The sequence below is a fragment of the Shewanella sp. SM21 genome (assembly GCF_025654335.1).
Classification (GTDB): Bacteria; Pseudomonadota; Gammaproteobacteria; order Enterobacterales; family Shewanellaceae; genus Shewanella; species Shewanella oncorhynchi.
The window spans coordinates 260278-275104 of the sequence record NZ_JAKKRL010000007.1; the positions used below are offsets into that span (position 1 = coordinate 260278).

The following is a 14827-nucleotide window of genomic DNA, read 5'->3' on the forward strand; positions in this document are numbered from 1 at the left end:
CACTTATTATCATTTTCACCAAATTTTAGCGCGAAAGACTAAAAAATATCGTGGATAATAAATTTCAGCAAGACAACCTTATCGGTCAATCCAACGCCCTACTCGAAGTGTTAGAACATGTGTCGCAAATAGCGCCTCTGTCTAAACCCGTACTGATTATTGGTGAACGTGGTACAGGTAAAGAGCTTATTGCCGAACGCTTACATTATCTGTCTAAGCGCTGGGATCAAAGTTTTATTAAGCTAAACTGTTCATCTTTGAGTGAAAATTTACTCGAGAGTGAATTATTTGGCCATGAGTCAGGAGCCTTTACTGGCGCCAAAGGCAAACACGAAGGCCGCTTTGAGCGCGCCGACGGTGGCACCTTATTTCTTGACGAATTAGCCAACACCTCAGGACTTATCCAAGAAAAGCTCCTGCGTGTCATTGAATATGGCGAATTTGAGCGGGTCGGCGGCAGCAAAACGGTGCAGGCTGATGTTCGTTTAATCTGCGCCGCCAACGAAGATTTACCATCACTTGCTGACGCAGGCGAATTTCGTGCCGACTTGCTCGATAGACTCGCCTTCGATGTAATTACTCTGCCACCACTGCGTTGCCGCCCAGAAGACATCATGACGCTGGCGGAATATTTCGCCGTTGGCATGGCGCGCCAATTAAAGCTGCAGCTATTCAGCGGTTTCAGCGCCCATGCGGTCGAGCAATTAATGACCCACGACTGGCCGGGTAATATCCGTGAACTTAAAAACGTGGTCGAGCGCAGCGTTTACCGTAATGGTGGTGAAAATAGGCCCATCGATCATATTACCCTCGATCCCTTTGCTTCACCGTATCGGCCTAAAACTCGGATCAAGACCCGCGAACGTCAAATCACCTCAGTTGCGCCAACAACAGTTGCCAGTACGCCACAATCTGCGCCGATATTTGAGGCTGAAGTACAAGTCAATACTGAGTATTCAACAAATTGCTTTAATTTTCCGTTAGATTTTAAAGAGCAAACGGAGCAGTACGAAATGGATCTGATCCAGCAGGCACTCTCAAACAGCCAATATAACCAAAAGAAAACCGCCGACATGCTCGGATTAAGCTACCACCAACTGCGTGGCATCCTTAAAAAGTACAATTTACTTGATAAAGCATAAGCAGATTGCCCACGGGGGAGATGCACTGCTAAAATAGCCGTTCATAGTCGATAAAATAATGATTTATAAATGAGTGTGCTAATTAGACGCCTGTGCCTAACAACTGCAGTTTCTTGCATGAGTTGGTTGTTGGTCGCGTGTGGCCCCCAACAACTCCCTTCTGGTTTGGTGTATTGCTCCGAAGGGAACCCTGAGTCTTTTAATCCACAATTGGTGACATCTGGCACGACAATCGATGCCACCTCGCATCAAATTTATAGTCGCCTAGTGGATTATGACACCCAGTCAGGCAAGATTGTCCCTGCCTTGGCGACGAGTTGGGCCATGTCTGATGATGGCTTAAGCTATCGTTTCACTCTCAGGGAAAACGTGCAGTTCCAGCATTCAAAACGTTTTTACCCAACTCGCCCCTTTAATGCCGACGATGTGTTGTTCTCCTTTAATCGTATTATCGATACCCAGCATCCTTATCATTTTGTCTCCCGCACGGGTTATCCCTTCTTCCAAAGTATTGGCTTTTCTCAGCAAGTTAAAGGGATAGAAAAGATAAACGATCATGAAGTGGTCTTTTACTTAACCCGCAAAGACGCTTCTTTTCTGTCGAATTTAGCCACCGACTTTGCGGTGATCTTATCAAACGAATACGCGCAGCAGCAGTTAGCTTTAGGTCATCCTGAAAACGTCGACCACTTTGCCATTGGTACAGGACCGTTCACCTTAGTGCAATACGCTAAAAACGAATATATCCGCTATCGCCGTAATCCCGATTTTTGGGGAGAGCCAGCAAAAATCGATATGCTGGTATTTGATATCACGCCCAAAAGTACAGTTAGGCTCGCTAAGCTTATCGCCGGGGATTGCAGCGTTTCTGCGCTGCCCAAAGCAGGTGAACTGCCTGTTATCAAACAGCATCAAGAATTAAACATCGAATCACAACCAGGTCTTAACGTGGCATTTTGGGCCTTTAATACGCAAAAGCCACCATTAGATGATGTTCGCGTACGTCGTGCACTGGCCTATGCTGTTGATAAACAAAATATCCTGCGAGCGGTTTATCAAAATACTGCCATTGAAGCCACCGGCGTTCTGCCGCCAGCATCATGGGCCTACGAAAATAACAAAGGACTTGTCGATTACAATCCGCAAAAAGCACGCGACCTATTAAAAGAAGCTGGTATAAAAAATCTCAGCATCAATATTTGGGCCATACCGGTTGCCCGCGCTTATAACCCCAATTCGTTGAAAACGGCCGAATTAATTCAATCCGATTTAGCAAACATCGGCGTAAAAGTGAATATCGTCAGTTACGATTGGAGCGTATTTAATCAGAGACTGAGCCGCGACGACTATGATTCTGTGCTGATTGGCTGGAATGCTGATAACAGCGATCCCGATAACTTTTTTAATCCGCTGCTGAGCTGCGCAGCAATGCAATCAAACAACAATCGTTCTCGCTGGTGTAACCCTGAGTTTGATGCCATCTTAAACAGCGCAAGGGAAGTATCAGATCAAGCGGAACGTAAAGTGATTTATCAACAAGCAGAAGCCTTTTTAGCTGAACAAGTACCTATGCTGAGTCTGGCCCATGCCAAACGTGTAGCGTTAACTCGCAGTGATATCAAGGATATGCAGCTTACGCCTTTTGGTGGGATTTCCTTCACCCATACTAGCCAAGCACCACAGGAGGCGAATTAATGTTTACATACCTACTGCGTCGCCTCAATTTATTTCTTGCTACTTCGTTAGTCATGGTGGGTGTCTTATTTTACGCTACAGGCTTGTTTCCAGTTGAGCGCACCTATGCACTCACTGGCATACATACACCGACGGCGACCCAACTGGTTCAAATAGAACAGGACTACAAATTAGATAAAAACCAAGCGTGGCAATTTATCGCTTACCTACAACAAAGGCTTAGCGGTAATTTAGGGATTTCAGTCACGTCACATCAAGAAGTCGCCGAAGAACTCAGTGCCGTCCTGCCCGCCTCCTTCGAACTTGCTGTGATGGCGGGTATTATCGCAATTTGCTTGGGCGTGCCCTTAGGCGTGCTCGCCTCCCAGAGTCAACATAAGCTCACCCAAAATACCATTATGGCGATTACCCTAACGGGCTACTCTGTCCCCGTATTCTGGTTAGGCCTTTATCTTTCGCTTTGGTTTGGAGTCGATCTTGGTTGGTTACCAATTTCGGGACAAATCAATTTGCTCTATGAAATCAAGCCCGTCACTGGCTTTATGCTAGTGGATACCTTGTTGTCAGAGTCAGAATACGGCATGTCGGCATTTAAAGATGCCCTGCTGCATATCATTTTACCTGCCACAACCCTGGCCGTGTTACCTTTTACTGTAGTGGTTCGTAGCACCCGTTCGGCAATGGTGAATGTGATGAATCAAACCTTCATTCGCGCCGCCGAAGCCAGAGGCATGCATACTGGCACGATTATACTGCGCCACGCCCTGCCCAATGCGCTGATCCCCGTACTTAAACATTTAGGGCTAATGCTTGGCTCATTTGCCAGTTATGCCATAGTGGTTGAAATGATTTTCTCTTGGCCTGGTGTAGGATCTTGGCTAGTTTCAGGGATTTACCAACGGGACTATACTGTTATCCAAGGTGGGATTTTGGCCGTGGCCCTATTGATTATCTTCCTAAGTATCTTGATTGAAGTGCTGCACACAGCCTTTAATCCACTGAGCAGAAAAGACCTTTATGCCACCAGTTAAAATTTATCAAGAAGATCAAATTGCCTCCCCGACTATGCGGGTTTGGATTAACTTTTCGGCTAATCCTTTCGCTTTAGCAGGTCTGTGGACGATTGCATTTCTGCTCTTGCTAACCCTGTTTGGCCCTATGATTGCGCCCTTTCCGCCAGAGGCACAAGATCCAAGAGCCTTGCTATTGCCACCCTCTTGGGACCCTTCAGGGACAGTGGCGCACTTTTTAGGGACTGACGATCTCGGCCGCGATATTTTCAGCCGATTATTACACGGCGCGCACTTGACCTTTGGCATGGCGCTGCTGATCGTAGTTACTGCATTATTCACAGGCTTTATCATAGGGTCGTTGTCGGGCATGATGCGGGGCTTAAAATCCAGTATTCTTGGTCATTTGCTCGATGCGCTGTTATCAATTCCTTCATTATTAATGGCCATTTTAGTAGTTGCTGTAATGGGACCAGGGCTTGAAAATGTGTTCTGGGCGGTCGGGATAGCCTTAACCCCACAATTTGTGCGCTCCATACACCAGTCAGTGCATGAAGAATTACAAAAAGAATATGTCACAGCCGCGCGTTTAGACGGCGCTAACTCGATGCAAATTTTTTGGTATGTCATTATGCCAAACGTGTGGGAAGTGGTGATTATTCAAACCACACTTGCCATTTCAGCTGCTATTTTAGATATCGCTGCCCTGGGTTTTTTAAGCTTGGGCGCACAGGCGCCGAGTCCAGAATGGGGCGCTATGGTCGCCCAAGGAATGGATAATTTACTAACAGCGCCTTGGGCCGTAACTATCCCAGGCTTAGCAATTCTTTTCAGTGTGCTTTCCATTAACTTGGTTGGCGATGGCCTACGGTCGGCGCTTGCGCCCATCAGAAACTAACTTATGCCCTTACTCGACGTACGAAATCTAACGATTGAACTCGATACGCCCCACGGTAGAGTGCGGGCGCTAGAAAAAGTCAGCTTAACGCTCAATGCGGGCGAAATTCATGGGCTAGTCGGTGAATCTGGCTCAGGACGAAGTTTGTTAGCCAGAGCAATTTTAGGCATCCCCGGCCCTAACTGGACTATCACAGCAGACCGCATGATGTGGGATGGCAATAACTTGATGGCCATGAGCTCAAAAGAGCGCCGTAATCTGATGGGTTCAGACATGGCGATGATCTTCCAAGATCCGTCTGGCAGCTTAGATCCAGCACAAACCGTTGGCAGTCAGTTAATGCAAGCTATGCCTAAAAATCCCAACGCCTATTTTTGGCAACGGCGCAGGCATGCACGACTTACAGCACAGAAATGGCTGCATAAAGTCGGGCTCAAGAATCCGCGGCAGGTGATGTCTAGCTACGCATGGGAATTATCCGAAGGCGAATGCCAAAAGGTGATGATTGCGATGGCGGTTGCTAACCAGCCTCGCCTCTTGATTGCAGACGAACCCACAAGCTCGATGGAGCTCAGCACTCAGGCGCAAATTTTCAGATTATTATCCCAATTAAATCAATTACAAAACGTATCGATTCTATTGATCAGCCACGAGCTGGAAACCTTAGCCCAATGGTGCGATCACTTATCCGTGCTCTATTGCGGTCAAGTCATGGAATCTGGGCCGACGGACGAAGTGATTAAGCAGCCTTATCATCCTTACACTAAGGCGTTACTCGAAAATATGCCCGACTATTCAGGCTCAGGTGGTCACAAGGCGATTATGCCTACCCTACCGGGTTCTGCGCCCGCCTTACAGCATTTGCCTATTGGTTGTCGTTTAGGGCCACGCTGCCCTGAAGCACAAAAAAAATGCGTTAATCAGCCAAATTTGAGTCATATCAAAGACCGCTATTTTGCCTGTCATTTCCCTTATCACGGCGAAACCCATAATGACGACCCCACTGCTTAAAGTTAATGACCTTTATAAAAGATATGATACTGGTTATAAGGGCTTTTCCCGCCAATATAACGATGCATTAGCGCCCGTATCCTTTGAACTCGAACGCGGTGAAACCTTAGCGATAGTGGGTGAGGCGGGTTCAGGTAAAAGTACCCTCGCCCGCATTTTAGTCGGTGCAGAGCCCCGCAGCGGCGGCGAGATTTTTTTCGAAGGTGAAGCCTTAGATAGCCGCAATGTGAAGCAAAGATGCCGCTTAATTCGGATGATTTTCCAAGATCCGAATACTTCACTGAACCCGCGCCTAACGATTGGTCAATTACTCGATGAGCCGCTGCGTTTCAACACCCAAATGTCAGCGCAATCGCGGCACACCCAAGTGGTCGATACCTTACGAAAAGTAGGTTTATTACCCGAGCATGCGGAGTTTTATCCGCACATGATTTCCGAAGGGCAAAAACAACGAGTCGCAGTAGCACGAGCCTTAATGCTCAATCCTAAAATTATCATTGCCGATGAAGCCTTAACCGCTCTGGACCTTTCGGTGCGTTCGCAAATTCTTAATTTGCTGTTAAAACTGCAAAAAGATCTCGGCTTGTCTTATATCTTCGTGTCCCATAATCTCAATATTATTCGCCATGTCAGCGATAAAATTATGGTACTGCACAAAGGTGTAATGGTTGAAAAAGCTGATACAGAACAAATATTTAATTCACCAAAACATGAATACACCCAGAGGTTGGTCCAAGAGCAGAGTCTGTTTGTTCACAAACGCTAAACTGCTCCAACCACTTAAATAATCAGGTGAATTGGCTAAAAATAGGTGCCATTTACCCGCCGAAATATTTATCCTATTGGTCATTTTGATAGAAGAAGCTTAAATATGATTATCAAACCAAAAATTCGTGGATTCATTTGTACCACTACACACCCTGTCGGTTGTGAAGTAAACGTTCAAGAACAAATCACCTTAACTAAAGCAAAAGGCAAGATCGCTAACGGCCCGAAAAAGGTATTAGTAGTCGGTTCATCAAGTGGCTATGGTCTGTCTTCACGTATCGCAGCCGCTTTTGGTAGCGATGCCGCAACGATTGGCGTGTTCTTCGAAAAGCCAGGTACTGAAGCGAAACCAGGTACTGCAGGTTGGTACAACTCTGCCGCTTTCGACAAATTTGCTAAAGCGGAAGGTTTATATTCTAAAAGCATTAACGGCGATGCCTTTAGCCATGAAGCTAAACAAAAAGTCATCGAGCTTATCAAGCAAGATCTTGGTGAAATTGACATGGTTGTTTACTCACTGGCATCACCAGTGCGCAAACTCCCTGATTCAGGTGAGCTTATCCGATCAGCTTTAAAACCCATTGGCGAAACTTACACAGCGACTGCCGTTGATACCAATAAAGACTGCATCATTGAAGCCACCGTTGAGCCAGCAACTGAGCAAGAAATTGCTGATACTGTCACCGTTATGGGCGGCGAAGATTGGGAACTGTGGATTAAAGCCTTATCTGAAGCCGGTGTATTAGCGGATAACTGCAAAACCGTAGCCTATAGCTATATCGGTACTGAACTGACGTGGCCAATTTACTGGCACGGCGCCCTTGGCAAGGCCAAGATGGATCTGGACCGCGCAGCAAAAGCGTTAAATGAACAACTGTCAGCCACTGGCGGCAGCGCAAATGTTGCAGTGCTAAAGAGCGTTGTGACTCAAGCGAGTTCGGCCATTCCTGTCATGCCTTTATATATCGCTATGGTATTCAAGAAAATGCGTCAGGAAGGTCTCCATGAAGGTTGTATGGAGCAAATCTATCGCTTATTCAGTGAGCGCCTATTCCGTGCCGATGGTGCAAAACCTGAGACCGACAGTGATAATCGCTTACGTTTAGATGACTGGGAACTGCGTGAAGATATTCAGCAACACTGCCGTAATTTGTGGCCACAAGTGACCACAGAAAACTTATCAGAATTGACTGATTACCGTGAATACAAAGCTGAATTTATTAAGTTATTTGGTTTTGGTATCGAAGGCATTGATTACGATGCCGACGTTAACCCATACGTTGAATTTGACGTTATCGAACTCTAATCAACTCGATAGCGAATCACTGCTTATCACAAACGTTAAACGCCACTTTTTAGTGGCGTTTTTATTTATAACTCCCAGATTAAGATGCGCTACACTAGCTGCAGTTGACCCCTAATAATCCCTCAATAAGGAAAATCAATGAAAATTAGCGCAAGAAACACCCTCAGCGGTACAATCAAATCCATAGAAATGGGCGCTGTAAACAATGAAGTGACAATAGAACTTGCACCCGGTGTCGTACTGACCTCTGTGGTGACTAAAGCTTCCTGTGAGCGCCTAGGGCTCAAAGTGGGTGATTCGGCTTATGCCCTCATCAAAGCCAGCAGCGTAATGATTGGCGTTGATGATTAACCATTCAATTCAGTAACGTGGCGATTGAAGTAATGGAATATGGAGTCTGACAGTGTTGCTATAGCGGATATCCTTCGAACTTCATTGGTAAACTTTATCGAATTAAAAAAAAGGCCAAGTGAACTCACTTGGCCTTTTCTATTTAATCAGTCGGATAGTAAATTTAATAACTCGCTATCCTCACTGAAATTATTCTTCTACAGGGTAAAGCACCTTAGCATTGGCTTTAAGCGAATCGATCAAGCCACGGTAGTCTGCTTCACTGTATTGTGCGTTCAGACGTTGTTTAAGTGCATTAACTAGCTCATCACTCACACCTTCTGCAGCGTTGACTTTATCCAGTGCAACCACAGCATAACCGTTTGCTAAACCAACGGTATCAACAACAGGAGTGGTACTTGGTGTTGGCATTTGGAACGCTTTGCCTACAATCGCAGCATCAACGTCTTGCGCGCCACGGCCTAGTTTCGCTTTAGACACTAAACCAAGATCAGTTGCACCCGCTTTAACTTGTGCCATCAGTTCCTGTGCTTTTGCACGGGCGGCTTCGTTTGCTTGATCTTGCTTCAAGCGCTCAGTGATGTTGGCTTTCACTTCAGCTAAGGCCAAAGTACCCGCATCATGATGTTCTTTCACTCGGATAACAACCACATGGTTAGGTTCAAGCTCAATCACTTCACTGTTTAAACCTTTCAGCATCACAGTTTCAGAGAAGGCAGCTTTAACTAAGTCAGGCTTGTTTAGCTCAGCAGGTGCGTTATCGCGAGAAAACAGTGCTGTAGTCTTAACATCAACGCCAACAGCTTTTGCGGTTTCAGATAGTGTATCTGGCACTTCATAGCTGGTATCCGCTAATTTACTTTGTAAGCTATAGAACTGGTCAACCGCTTTCTTATCTTGCAATTGAGCCACTATCTTAACTTTCACATCAGCAAACGGTACAGTCGCGCCAGATTGCACATCTAATAGCTTGATAATGTGGAAACCAAAGTCTGTTTTAACCACCGCAGAATGTTGGTCTTTATTTAATGCAAATAAAGCGGCATCAAATGCGGGGTCCATTACACCAGGTTCAAACCAATCCAGTTTACCGCCCTGCTCTGCACTCAAAGTATCATCAGAGTTAGCTTTAGCCAGATCAGCAAAATCGGCACCGCTATCTAATTGCTTAGCAAGATCTACAGCCTTGGCTTTTGCTGTCGCTTCATCGTTACCTGGCATAACCAAAATATGCGCGGCAAGACGCTTCTCGTTAGAAACATATTGTGCTTTATGTTCTTCGTAATACGTTTGTGCTTCTTCATCAGAAACTGGATTATTTTTAGTAAAATCAGCAGCATTCAGTTCAACATATTCTAGACTCACCATCTCAGGGCTCATAAACTGCCCTTGGTTTGCGTCGTAATAGTTTTTCACTTGCTCGTCAGTCACAACCGCTGTCGCTAAGAATGGTGCAGAATCGACAATAACATAGCGCACATCACGGGTTTGGCCTTGTAACTCAGCCAATTGCTTAGCTTCGCCAGGTAACACGAATTCAGTACCCACAAGGGCTGCAGTTAACTGACGACGGGTCATATCGACACGCATCATGTCTCTGAAAGTCTGTGGCTGATAACCTAACTGACGCAGAATCGCCTGATAACGATCGTTATCAAATTTGCCATCAGTTTGAAATGCCGGTTCAGCTCTCATTGCAGCAACAATTTGCTCGTCAGATACACGTAGACCCATAGCCTTAGCAGCTTGATCTATCAACTTGTCAGCCACTAAGCGTTCTAATACGCTCTGCTTAATGCTTTGTAAGTATTTTTCGTCAGCAGATAACGCAGCAAACATTTCACCTAGCTGTTGCTCCATGCGAGAGCGCTCGCTCTGGTACGCCTGCTCTAGCTCGGCTTTAGTGATCTTGTCACCGTTCACTTCTGCTGCAGACACATCAGTTGTTGAACCTAAGTAACTACTGACTCCTGCAAATGCAAAAGATAAAATCACAAGTACGAGAATGCCTTTAGCAATCACGCCTTGCGAACCATCGCGGATCTTTTCTAACATCAGATTTCTCGCTTGTTGCGATTAACAAAATAAAAAGGCGCATCAGGTTGAGATGCGCCTTTCTGTAATTTATGGGGAATATTCAGACGCTACCACTGGTAAATTCTAAAACCCCGAGTAATGGTAGAAATTAAGCTTCATATTCCATTACTTTCAATTCGTAAAAAGCACTGATAAACAGTGCTTGTCATTACGAACGCCTTACAAAGGCTACGATATTAATGATTAATTAACAGCGTCTTTCAGTGCTTTACCAGCTTTGAATGCAGGAATTTTAGCTGCTGCGATTTTGATTTCTTCACCCGTTTGTGGGTTGCGACCAGTACGCTCAGCGCGTTCACGCACTTCAAAAGTACCAAAACCAACAAGAGAAATTTTATCACCTTCTTTCAGACCTTCGGTCACAGCAGCGATAAAAGAATCCAGTGCTCGGCCAGCAGCGGCTTTAGAAATGTCAGCACCAGATGCGATTTTCTCGATTAGTTCAGATTTGTTCATGTCATCCCCTTGAATGTAATTTTTTTGCGCCGCAACCAAATCCGTCTCTAGAGCGGTCTGCGGAGGCTTTTATAACAAGCTTGAATTCAAAGTTCAAGCTGAGTTCGAAAACCAAAGAATTAAAACTGGATACAGCTCAAAACCAGTTGCGCCAAGGGCTTGGAGCAGCTGGCTCTCCACAGACCTAGGCTACCACAGGTCTGCGCTTTGTTAAGCCCCTTTTTTCATTTTTTTTAACGTGATAGCGCAATTTCTTGCGTTATGCCAAGTTTTTAACCACTTCGAAGCCTTCAACTGGTCTTTCTAGGGCCAGTTTTAACACTTCATCGACCCAACGCACGGGACGAATTTCTAAATCGGCAATCACATTGGCAGGAATTTCTTCCAAATCGCGCTCATTTTCTTTTGGAATAAGCACCAATTTTATGCCGCCGCGGTGAGCTGCTAGCAGTTTTTCTTTCAAACCACCGATAGGTAACACTTCACCACGTAAGGTTATTTCACCAGTCATGGCCACATCGGCACGCACTGGGTTACCCGTTAAGCTGGATACTAACGCGGTACACATAGCCGCACCAGCAGATGGACCATCTTTGGGTGTCGCACCTTCTGGCACATGCACGTGGATATCACGCTTCTCGTAGAAATCCGCATTGATACCTAATTGTTCCGCACGGGCGCGAACAACTGTCATCGCTGCTTGAATCGACTCTTGCATCACGTCACCAAGAGAACCAGTATAGGTTAACTTCCCTTTACCTGGTACTGAGGTTGCTTCAATCGTCAGTAAGTCACCGCCCACTTGAGTCCAAGCTAAGCCAGTCACTTGACCGATTTGGTTCTTAGACTCGGCTTTGCCGTAATCAAAGCGCTGCACGCCAAGGAAAGACTTGAGATTCTCTTGGTTAACAGTCACAGACTTGACCGACTTATCGAGCAAAATCATTTTCACGACTTTACGGCAAATCTTAGACAATTCACGCTCGAGTGAACGCACACCCGCTTCACGGGTGTAATAACGGATAATGCCAACGATAGCACTATCATCGACTTTAATTTCAGTGGCTTTTAAACCATTGCGCTCGATTTGCTTATTCAGCAAATGTTGCTTAGCAATATTCAGCTTCTCGTCTTCGGTGTAACCCGATAAACGAATGACTTCCATACGGTCAAGTAGTGGCCCAGGAATATCCATGGAGTTTGACGTTGCAACAAACATCACATCGGATAGGTCGTAATCGACTTCGAGGTAATGATCGTTAAAGGTCGCATTTTGCTCAGGATCTAACACTTCTAATAAAGCAGAAGCCGGATCTCCGCGCATATCAGAACTCATCTTGTCGATTTCATCGAGCAAGAATAACGGGTTTTTCACGCCGACTTTAGCCATCTTTTGAATGACTTTACCCGGCATAGACCCAATGTAAGTACGGCGGTGACCACGGATTTCCGCTTCATCACGCACGCCACCGAGGGCAACACGCACATACTTACGACCGGTCGCCTTAGCGATCGATTGACCTAGCGAGGTTTTACCCACACCTGGTGGCCCCACTAAACACAGGATTGGCCCTTTAAGCTGACGCACTCGGCTTTGGACTGCCAAATATTCCAAGATACGTTCTTTGACTTTTTCAAGACCAAAATGATCGGTATCGAGTACTTCTTGGGCTTTGGCTAAATCACGTTTGATTTTAGAGCGTTGGCTCCAAGGCACAGCCGTCATCCAATCGACATAACTGCGAACCACCGTCGCTTCAGCCGACATTGGTGACATCATGCGTAACTTGTTAAGCTCGGCGAGGGCTTTCTCTTTCGCCTCAGCGGGCATATTAGCCTCTTCAATCTTACGATTTAAGGCTTCAAATTCGTCATGGCCTTCATCTAAGTCACCCAGTTCTTTCTGGATGGCTTTCATCTGTTCGTTCAGATAGTACTCACGCTGACTCTTTTCCATCTGTTTTTTAACGCGAGTCCGGATACGTTTCTCAACCTGTAATAGGTCGATCTCCGATTCCATCATCGCCATTAGATATTCCAGACGTTCGCCGACGTTGACCATCTCAAGCACAGATTGCTTATCTTCAAGCTTAAGTGGCATGTGTGCGGCCATAGTATCGGCCAGACGCGCCGCTTCATCGATACCCGATAAAGAGGTCAAGACTTCTGGCGGGATCTTTTTGTTCAGCTTGATATAACCTTCAAACTGACCAATAGCACTGCGCACTAACACTTCTTCTTCTTTGTCTTCCAGCGGTTCTGATTCCAGATACTCAGCCTTAGCCACAAAGAATTCTGTTTCTTGGGTATAACGGGTAATACGGGCGCGACGACCGCCTTCAACCAGCACTTTGACTGTACCGTCTGGCAGCTTAAGTAACTGTAAAATAGAGGCAACCGTACCCACTTCGAAGATGTCATCTTTTGATGGTTCATCGAGCTCGGCATCACGCTGCGCCACTAAAATAATTTGCTTATCCTGCGCCATTGCCGTTTCGAGACATCGAATAGATTTTTCTCGTCCGACAAATAACGGAATTACCATATGGGGATAGACCACCACATCTCGCAGTGGCAGCACGGGGAGTTCGATATGCGCTTCACGCTCTTGGGTCATAGTTCGATTCCGTTTTGGTGAAATGGATTAATACTGGAGTATATTGGGACGCTTTATGGAGTTTCAATGGCTAATACGAAAAAAGGAGTCCATTGGACTCCTTGTTTTTCAGTTTATTAGCGATCAGTACAATTATTGTTCGCCTGATGCCACTTGGGCCTCATTGTGCTCGTAAATCAAGATTGGAGCTGATTCCCCTTTCACTACTGATTCATCCACAACGGCCTTCACCACACCGTCAACGGATGGGATATCGTACATAGTATCCAGCAGAATACTTTCAACGATGGAGCGTAGGCCACGGGCACCAGTCTTGCGAGACATGGCTTTGTGAGCAATCGCTTTAAGCGCATCTTCGCGGAACTCAAGCTCAACACCTTCCATCTCAAATAACGCACTGTATTGCTTAGTTAGGGCATTTTTAGGTTGAGATAGAATTTGTACTAAAGCTTCTTCATCCAGCTCAGTCAGAGTCGCAACCACTGGTAGACGACCAATAAACTCAGGGATTAAACCGTATTTGACTAAATCGCCAGGTTCTACTTGTGATAACGTTTCAGAGATCGTCGCCTTCTCTTTCTCGCCTTTCACCTGTGCACCAAAACCGATACCCGAGCCAACGTGCGCACGTTGCTCAATCACTTTCTCAAGCCCTGCAAATGCACCACCACAGATAAACAGGATCTTAGAAGTATCGACTTGTAAGAATTCTTGCTGTGGATGCTTACGGCCACCTTGTGGTGGAACCGCGGCAACAGTACCTTCAATCAGCTTAAGCAGCGCTTGCTGTACACCCTCACCCGATACGTCACGGGTGATTGATGGATTGTCTGACTTACGACTAATTTTATCGATTTCATCGATATAAACGATACCACGCTGCGCCTTCTCAACATCGTAGTCGCACTTTTGCAGCAACTTTTGAATGATGTTTTCAACGTCTTCACCCACATAACCCGCTTCAGTCAGCGTAGTAGCATCTGCCATAGTGAAAGGCACATTGAGTGAGCGCGCAAGGGTTTCAGCCAGTAGGGTTTTACCGCTACCCGTTGGACCGATAAGCAAAATATTACTCTTGCCCAGCTCGATACCATCTTTAGGCGATGCATTTTTTAAACGCTTATAGTGGTTATACACTGCCACAGAAAGCACTTTTTTCGCTCTGTCTTGGCCAATAACATAATCGTCTAAATGTGCACGCAACTCATGTGGTGTCGGTAATTTATCGCTATCACGCTTTGGAGAGATTTCTTTAATCTCTTCACGAATGATGTCGTTACATAACTCAACACATTCGTCGCATACATACACTGATGGGCCAGCAATGAGTTTTCTGACTTCATGCTGGCTCTTTCCGCAAAAAGAGCAGTACAGCAATTTACCGCTGTCACCATTATTTTTGTTGTCGCCCATTAATTACCTCATTTGCAGTCTGCTCTACTGCCTGTCTTAAATTTGCTTAACTTTTACAAAGCA

The 14827-nt window shown here is 45.7% G+C and carries 12 protein-coding genes; 8 read left to right on the forward strand and 4 right to left on the reverse strand.

Features of this window, described 5'->3' with window-relative positions:
- Positions 1-50: 50 nt before the first annotated feature.
- The 8 genes from pspF to L5L94_RS11685 all read left to right on the forward strand — a co-directional run bounded on the left by pspF (position 51) and on the right by L5L94_RS11685 (position 8181).
- Complete coding sequence (gene pspF, locus L5L94_RS11650; RefSeq protein WP_219250257.1) at positions 51-1142, forward strand: phage shock protein operon transcriptional activator; 1092 nt, start codon at positions 51-53, stop codon at positions 1140-1142.
- Between the two features lie 69 nt (positions 1143-1211).
- Entirely contained in the window at positions 1212-2837 is a 1626-nt protein-coding gene (locus L5L94_RS11655) for an ABC transporter substrate-binding protein (RefSeq protein WP_263163254.1), read from the forward strand.
- A complete protein-coding gene (locus L5L94_RS11660; protein WP_028760461.1) occupies positions 2837-3868 on the forward strand; it encodes an ABC transporter permease in 1032 nt (343 codons plus the stop codon). The genes L5L94_RS11655 and L5L94_RS11660 overlap by 1 nt, the downstream gene beginning before the upstream one ends.
- On the forward strand, positions 3855-4745 hold the full coding sequence (locus L5L94_RS11665; RefSeq protein WP_105252931.1) for an ABC transporter permease subunit: 891 nt from the start codon (positions 3855-3857) through the stop codon (positions 4743-4745). Before L5L94_RS11660 ends, L5L94_RS11665 begins: the two co-directional genes overlap by 14 nt.
- A 3-nt stretch (positions 4746-4748) precedes the next feature.
- Positions 4749-5756: an oligopeptide/dipeptide ABC transporter ATP-binding protein gene (locus L5L94_RS11670; RefSeq protein WP_263163255.1), complete on the forward strand. Its 1008-nt coding sequence runs from the start codon at positions 4749-4751 to the stop codon at positions 5754-5756.
- Positions 5737-6522 carry an ATP-binding cassette domain-containing protein gene (locus L5L94_RS11675; protein WP_105252932.1) on the forward strand — a complete coding sequence of 262 codons (786 nt, stop codon included), beginning with the start codon at positions 5737-5739 and terminating at the stop codon, positions 6520-6522. Before L5L94_RS11670 ends, L5L94_RS11675 begins: the two co-directional genes overlap by 20 nt.
- A 105-nt stretch (positions 6523-6627) precedes the next feature.
- On the forward strand, positions 6628-7830 hold the full coding sequence (gene fabV / locus L5L94_RS11680) for an enoyl-ACP reductase FabV (RefSeq protein WP_105252933.1): 1203 nt from the start codon (positions 6628-6630) through the stop codon (positions 7828-7830).
- Between the two features lie 138 nt (positions 7831-7968).
- A complete protein-coding gene (locus tag L5L94_RS11685; protein WP_006085368.1) occupies positions 7969-8181 on the forward strand; it encodes a molybdopterin-binding protein in 213 nt (70 codons plus the stop codon).
- Positions 8182-8370: 189 nt separating this feature from the next.
- Here L5L94_RS11685 and L5L94_RS11690 read toward each other — a convergent pair whose 3' ends face one another.
- The 4 genes from L5L94_RS11690 to clpX form a co-directional block, all read right to left on the reverse strand.
- Complete coding sequence (locus L5L94_RS11690; protein ID WP_263163258.1) at positions 8371-10236, reverse strand: SurA N-terminal domain-containing protein; 1866 nt, start codon at positions 10234-10236, stop codon at positions 8371-8373.
- Positions 10237-10461: 225 nt separating this feature from the next.
- Positions 10462-10734 (reverse strand): nucleoid-associated protein HU-beta, encoded by a 273-nt coding sequence (gene hupB / locus L5L94_RS11695; protein WP_006081127.1) that lies wholly within the window; start codon positions 10732-10734, stop codon positions 10462-10464.
- Positions 10735-10993: 259 nt separating this feature from the next.
- A complete protein-coding gene (gene lon / locus L5L94_RS11700) occupies positions 10994-13351 on the reverse strand; it encodes an endopeptidase La (RefSeq protein ID WP_105252934.1) in 2358 nt (785 codons plus the stop codon).
- A gap of 132 nt (positions 13352-13483) precedes the next feature.
- Complete coding sequence (gene clpX / locus L5L94_RS11705; RefSeq protein ID WP_028760467.1) at positions 13484-14764, reverse strand: ATP-dependent protease ATP-binding subunit ClpX; 1281 nt, start codon at positions 14762-14764, stop codon at positions 13484-13486.
- Positions 14765-14827: the final 63 nt, after the last annotated feature.

Excerpts from the sequence above, each read along its gene's own strand:
- L5L94_RS11655 (WP_263163254.1), top strand. The coding sequence starts at position 1,212 with ATGAGTGTGCTAATTAGACGCCTGTGCCTAACAACTGCAGTTTCTTGC.
- L5L94_RS11660 (WP_028760461.1), top strand. The coding sequence starts at position 2,837 with ATGTTTACATACCTACTGCGTCGCCTCAATTTATTTCTTGCTACTTCG.
- L5L94_RS11665 (WP_105252931.1), top strand. The coding sequence starts at position 3,855 with ATGCCACCAGTTAAAATTTATCAAGAAGATCAAATTGCCTCCCCGACT.
- L5L94_RS11670 (WP_263163255.1), top strand. The coding sequence starts at position 4,749 with ATGCCCTTACTCGACGTACGAAATCTAACGATTGAACTCGATACGCCC.
- L5L94_RS11675 (WP_105252932.1), top strand. The coding sequence starts at position 5,737 with ATGACGACCCCACTGCTTAAAGTTAATGACCTTTATAAAAGATATGAT.
- fabV (WP_105252933.1), top strand. The coding sequence starts at position 6,628 with ATGATTATCAAACCAAAAATTCGTGGATTCATTTGTACCACTACACAC.
- L5L94_RS11685 (WP_006085368.1), top strand. The coding sequence starts at position 7,969 with ATGAAAATTAGCGCAAGAAACACCCTCAGCGGTACAATCAAATCCATA.
- L5L94_RS11690 (WP_263163258.1), bottom strand. The coding sequence starts at position 10,236 with ATGTTAGAAAAGATCCGCGATGGTTCGCAAGGCGTGATTGCTAAAGGC.
- hupB (WP_006081127.1), bottom strand. The coding sequence starts at position 10,734 with ATGAACAAATCTGAACTAATCGAGAAAATCGCATCTGGTGCTGACATT.
- lon (WP_105252934.1), bottom strand. The coding sequence starts at position 13,351 with ATGACCCAAGAGCGTGAAGCGCATATCGAACTCCCCGTGCTGCCACTG.
- clpX (WP_028760467.1), bottom strand. The coding sequence starts at position 14,764 with ATGGGCGACAACAAAAATAATGGTGACAGCGGTAAATTGCTGTACTGC.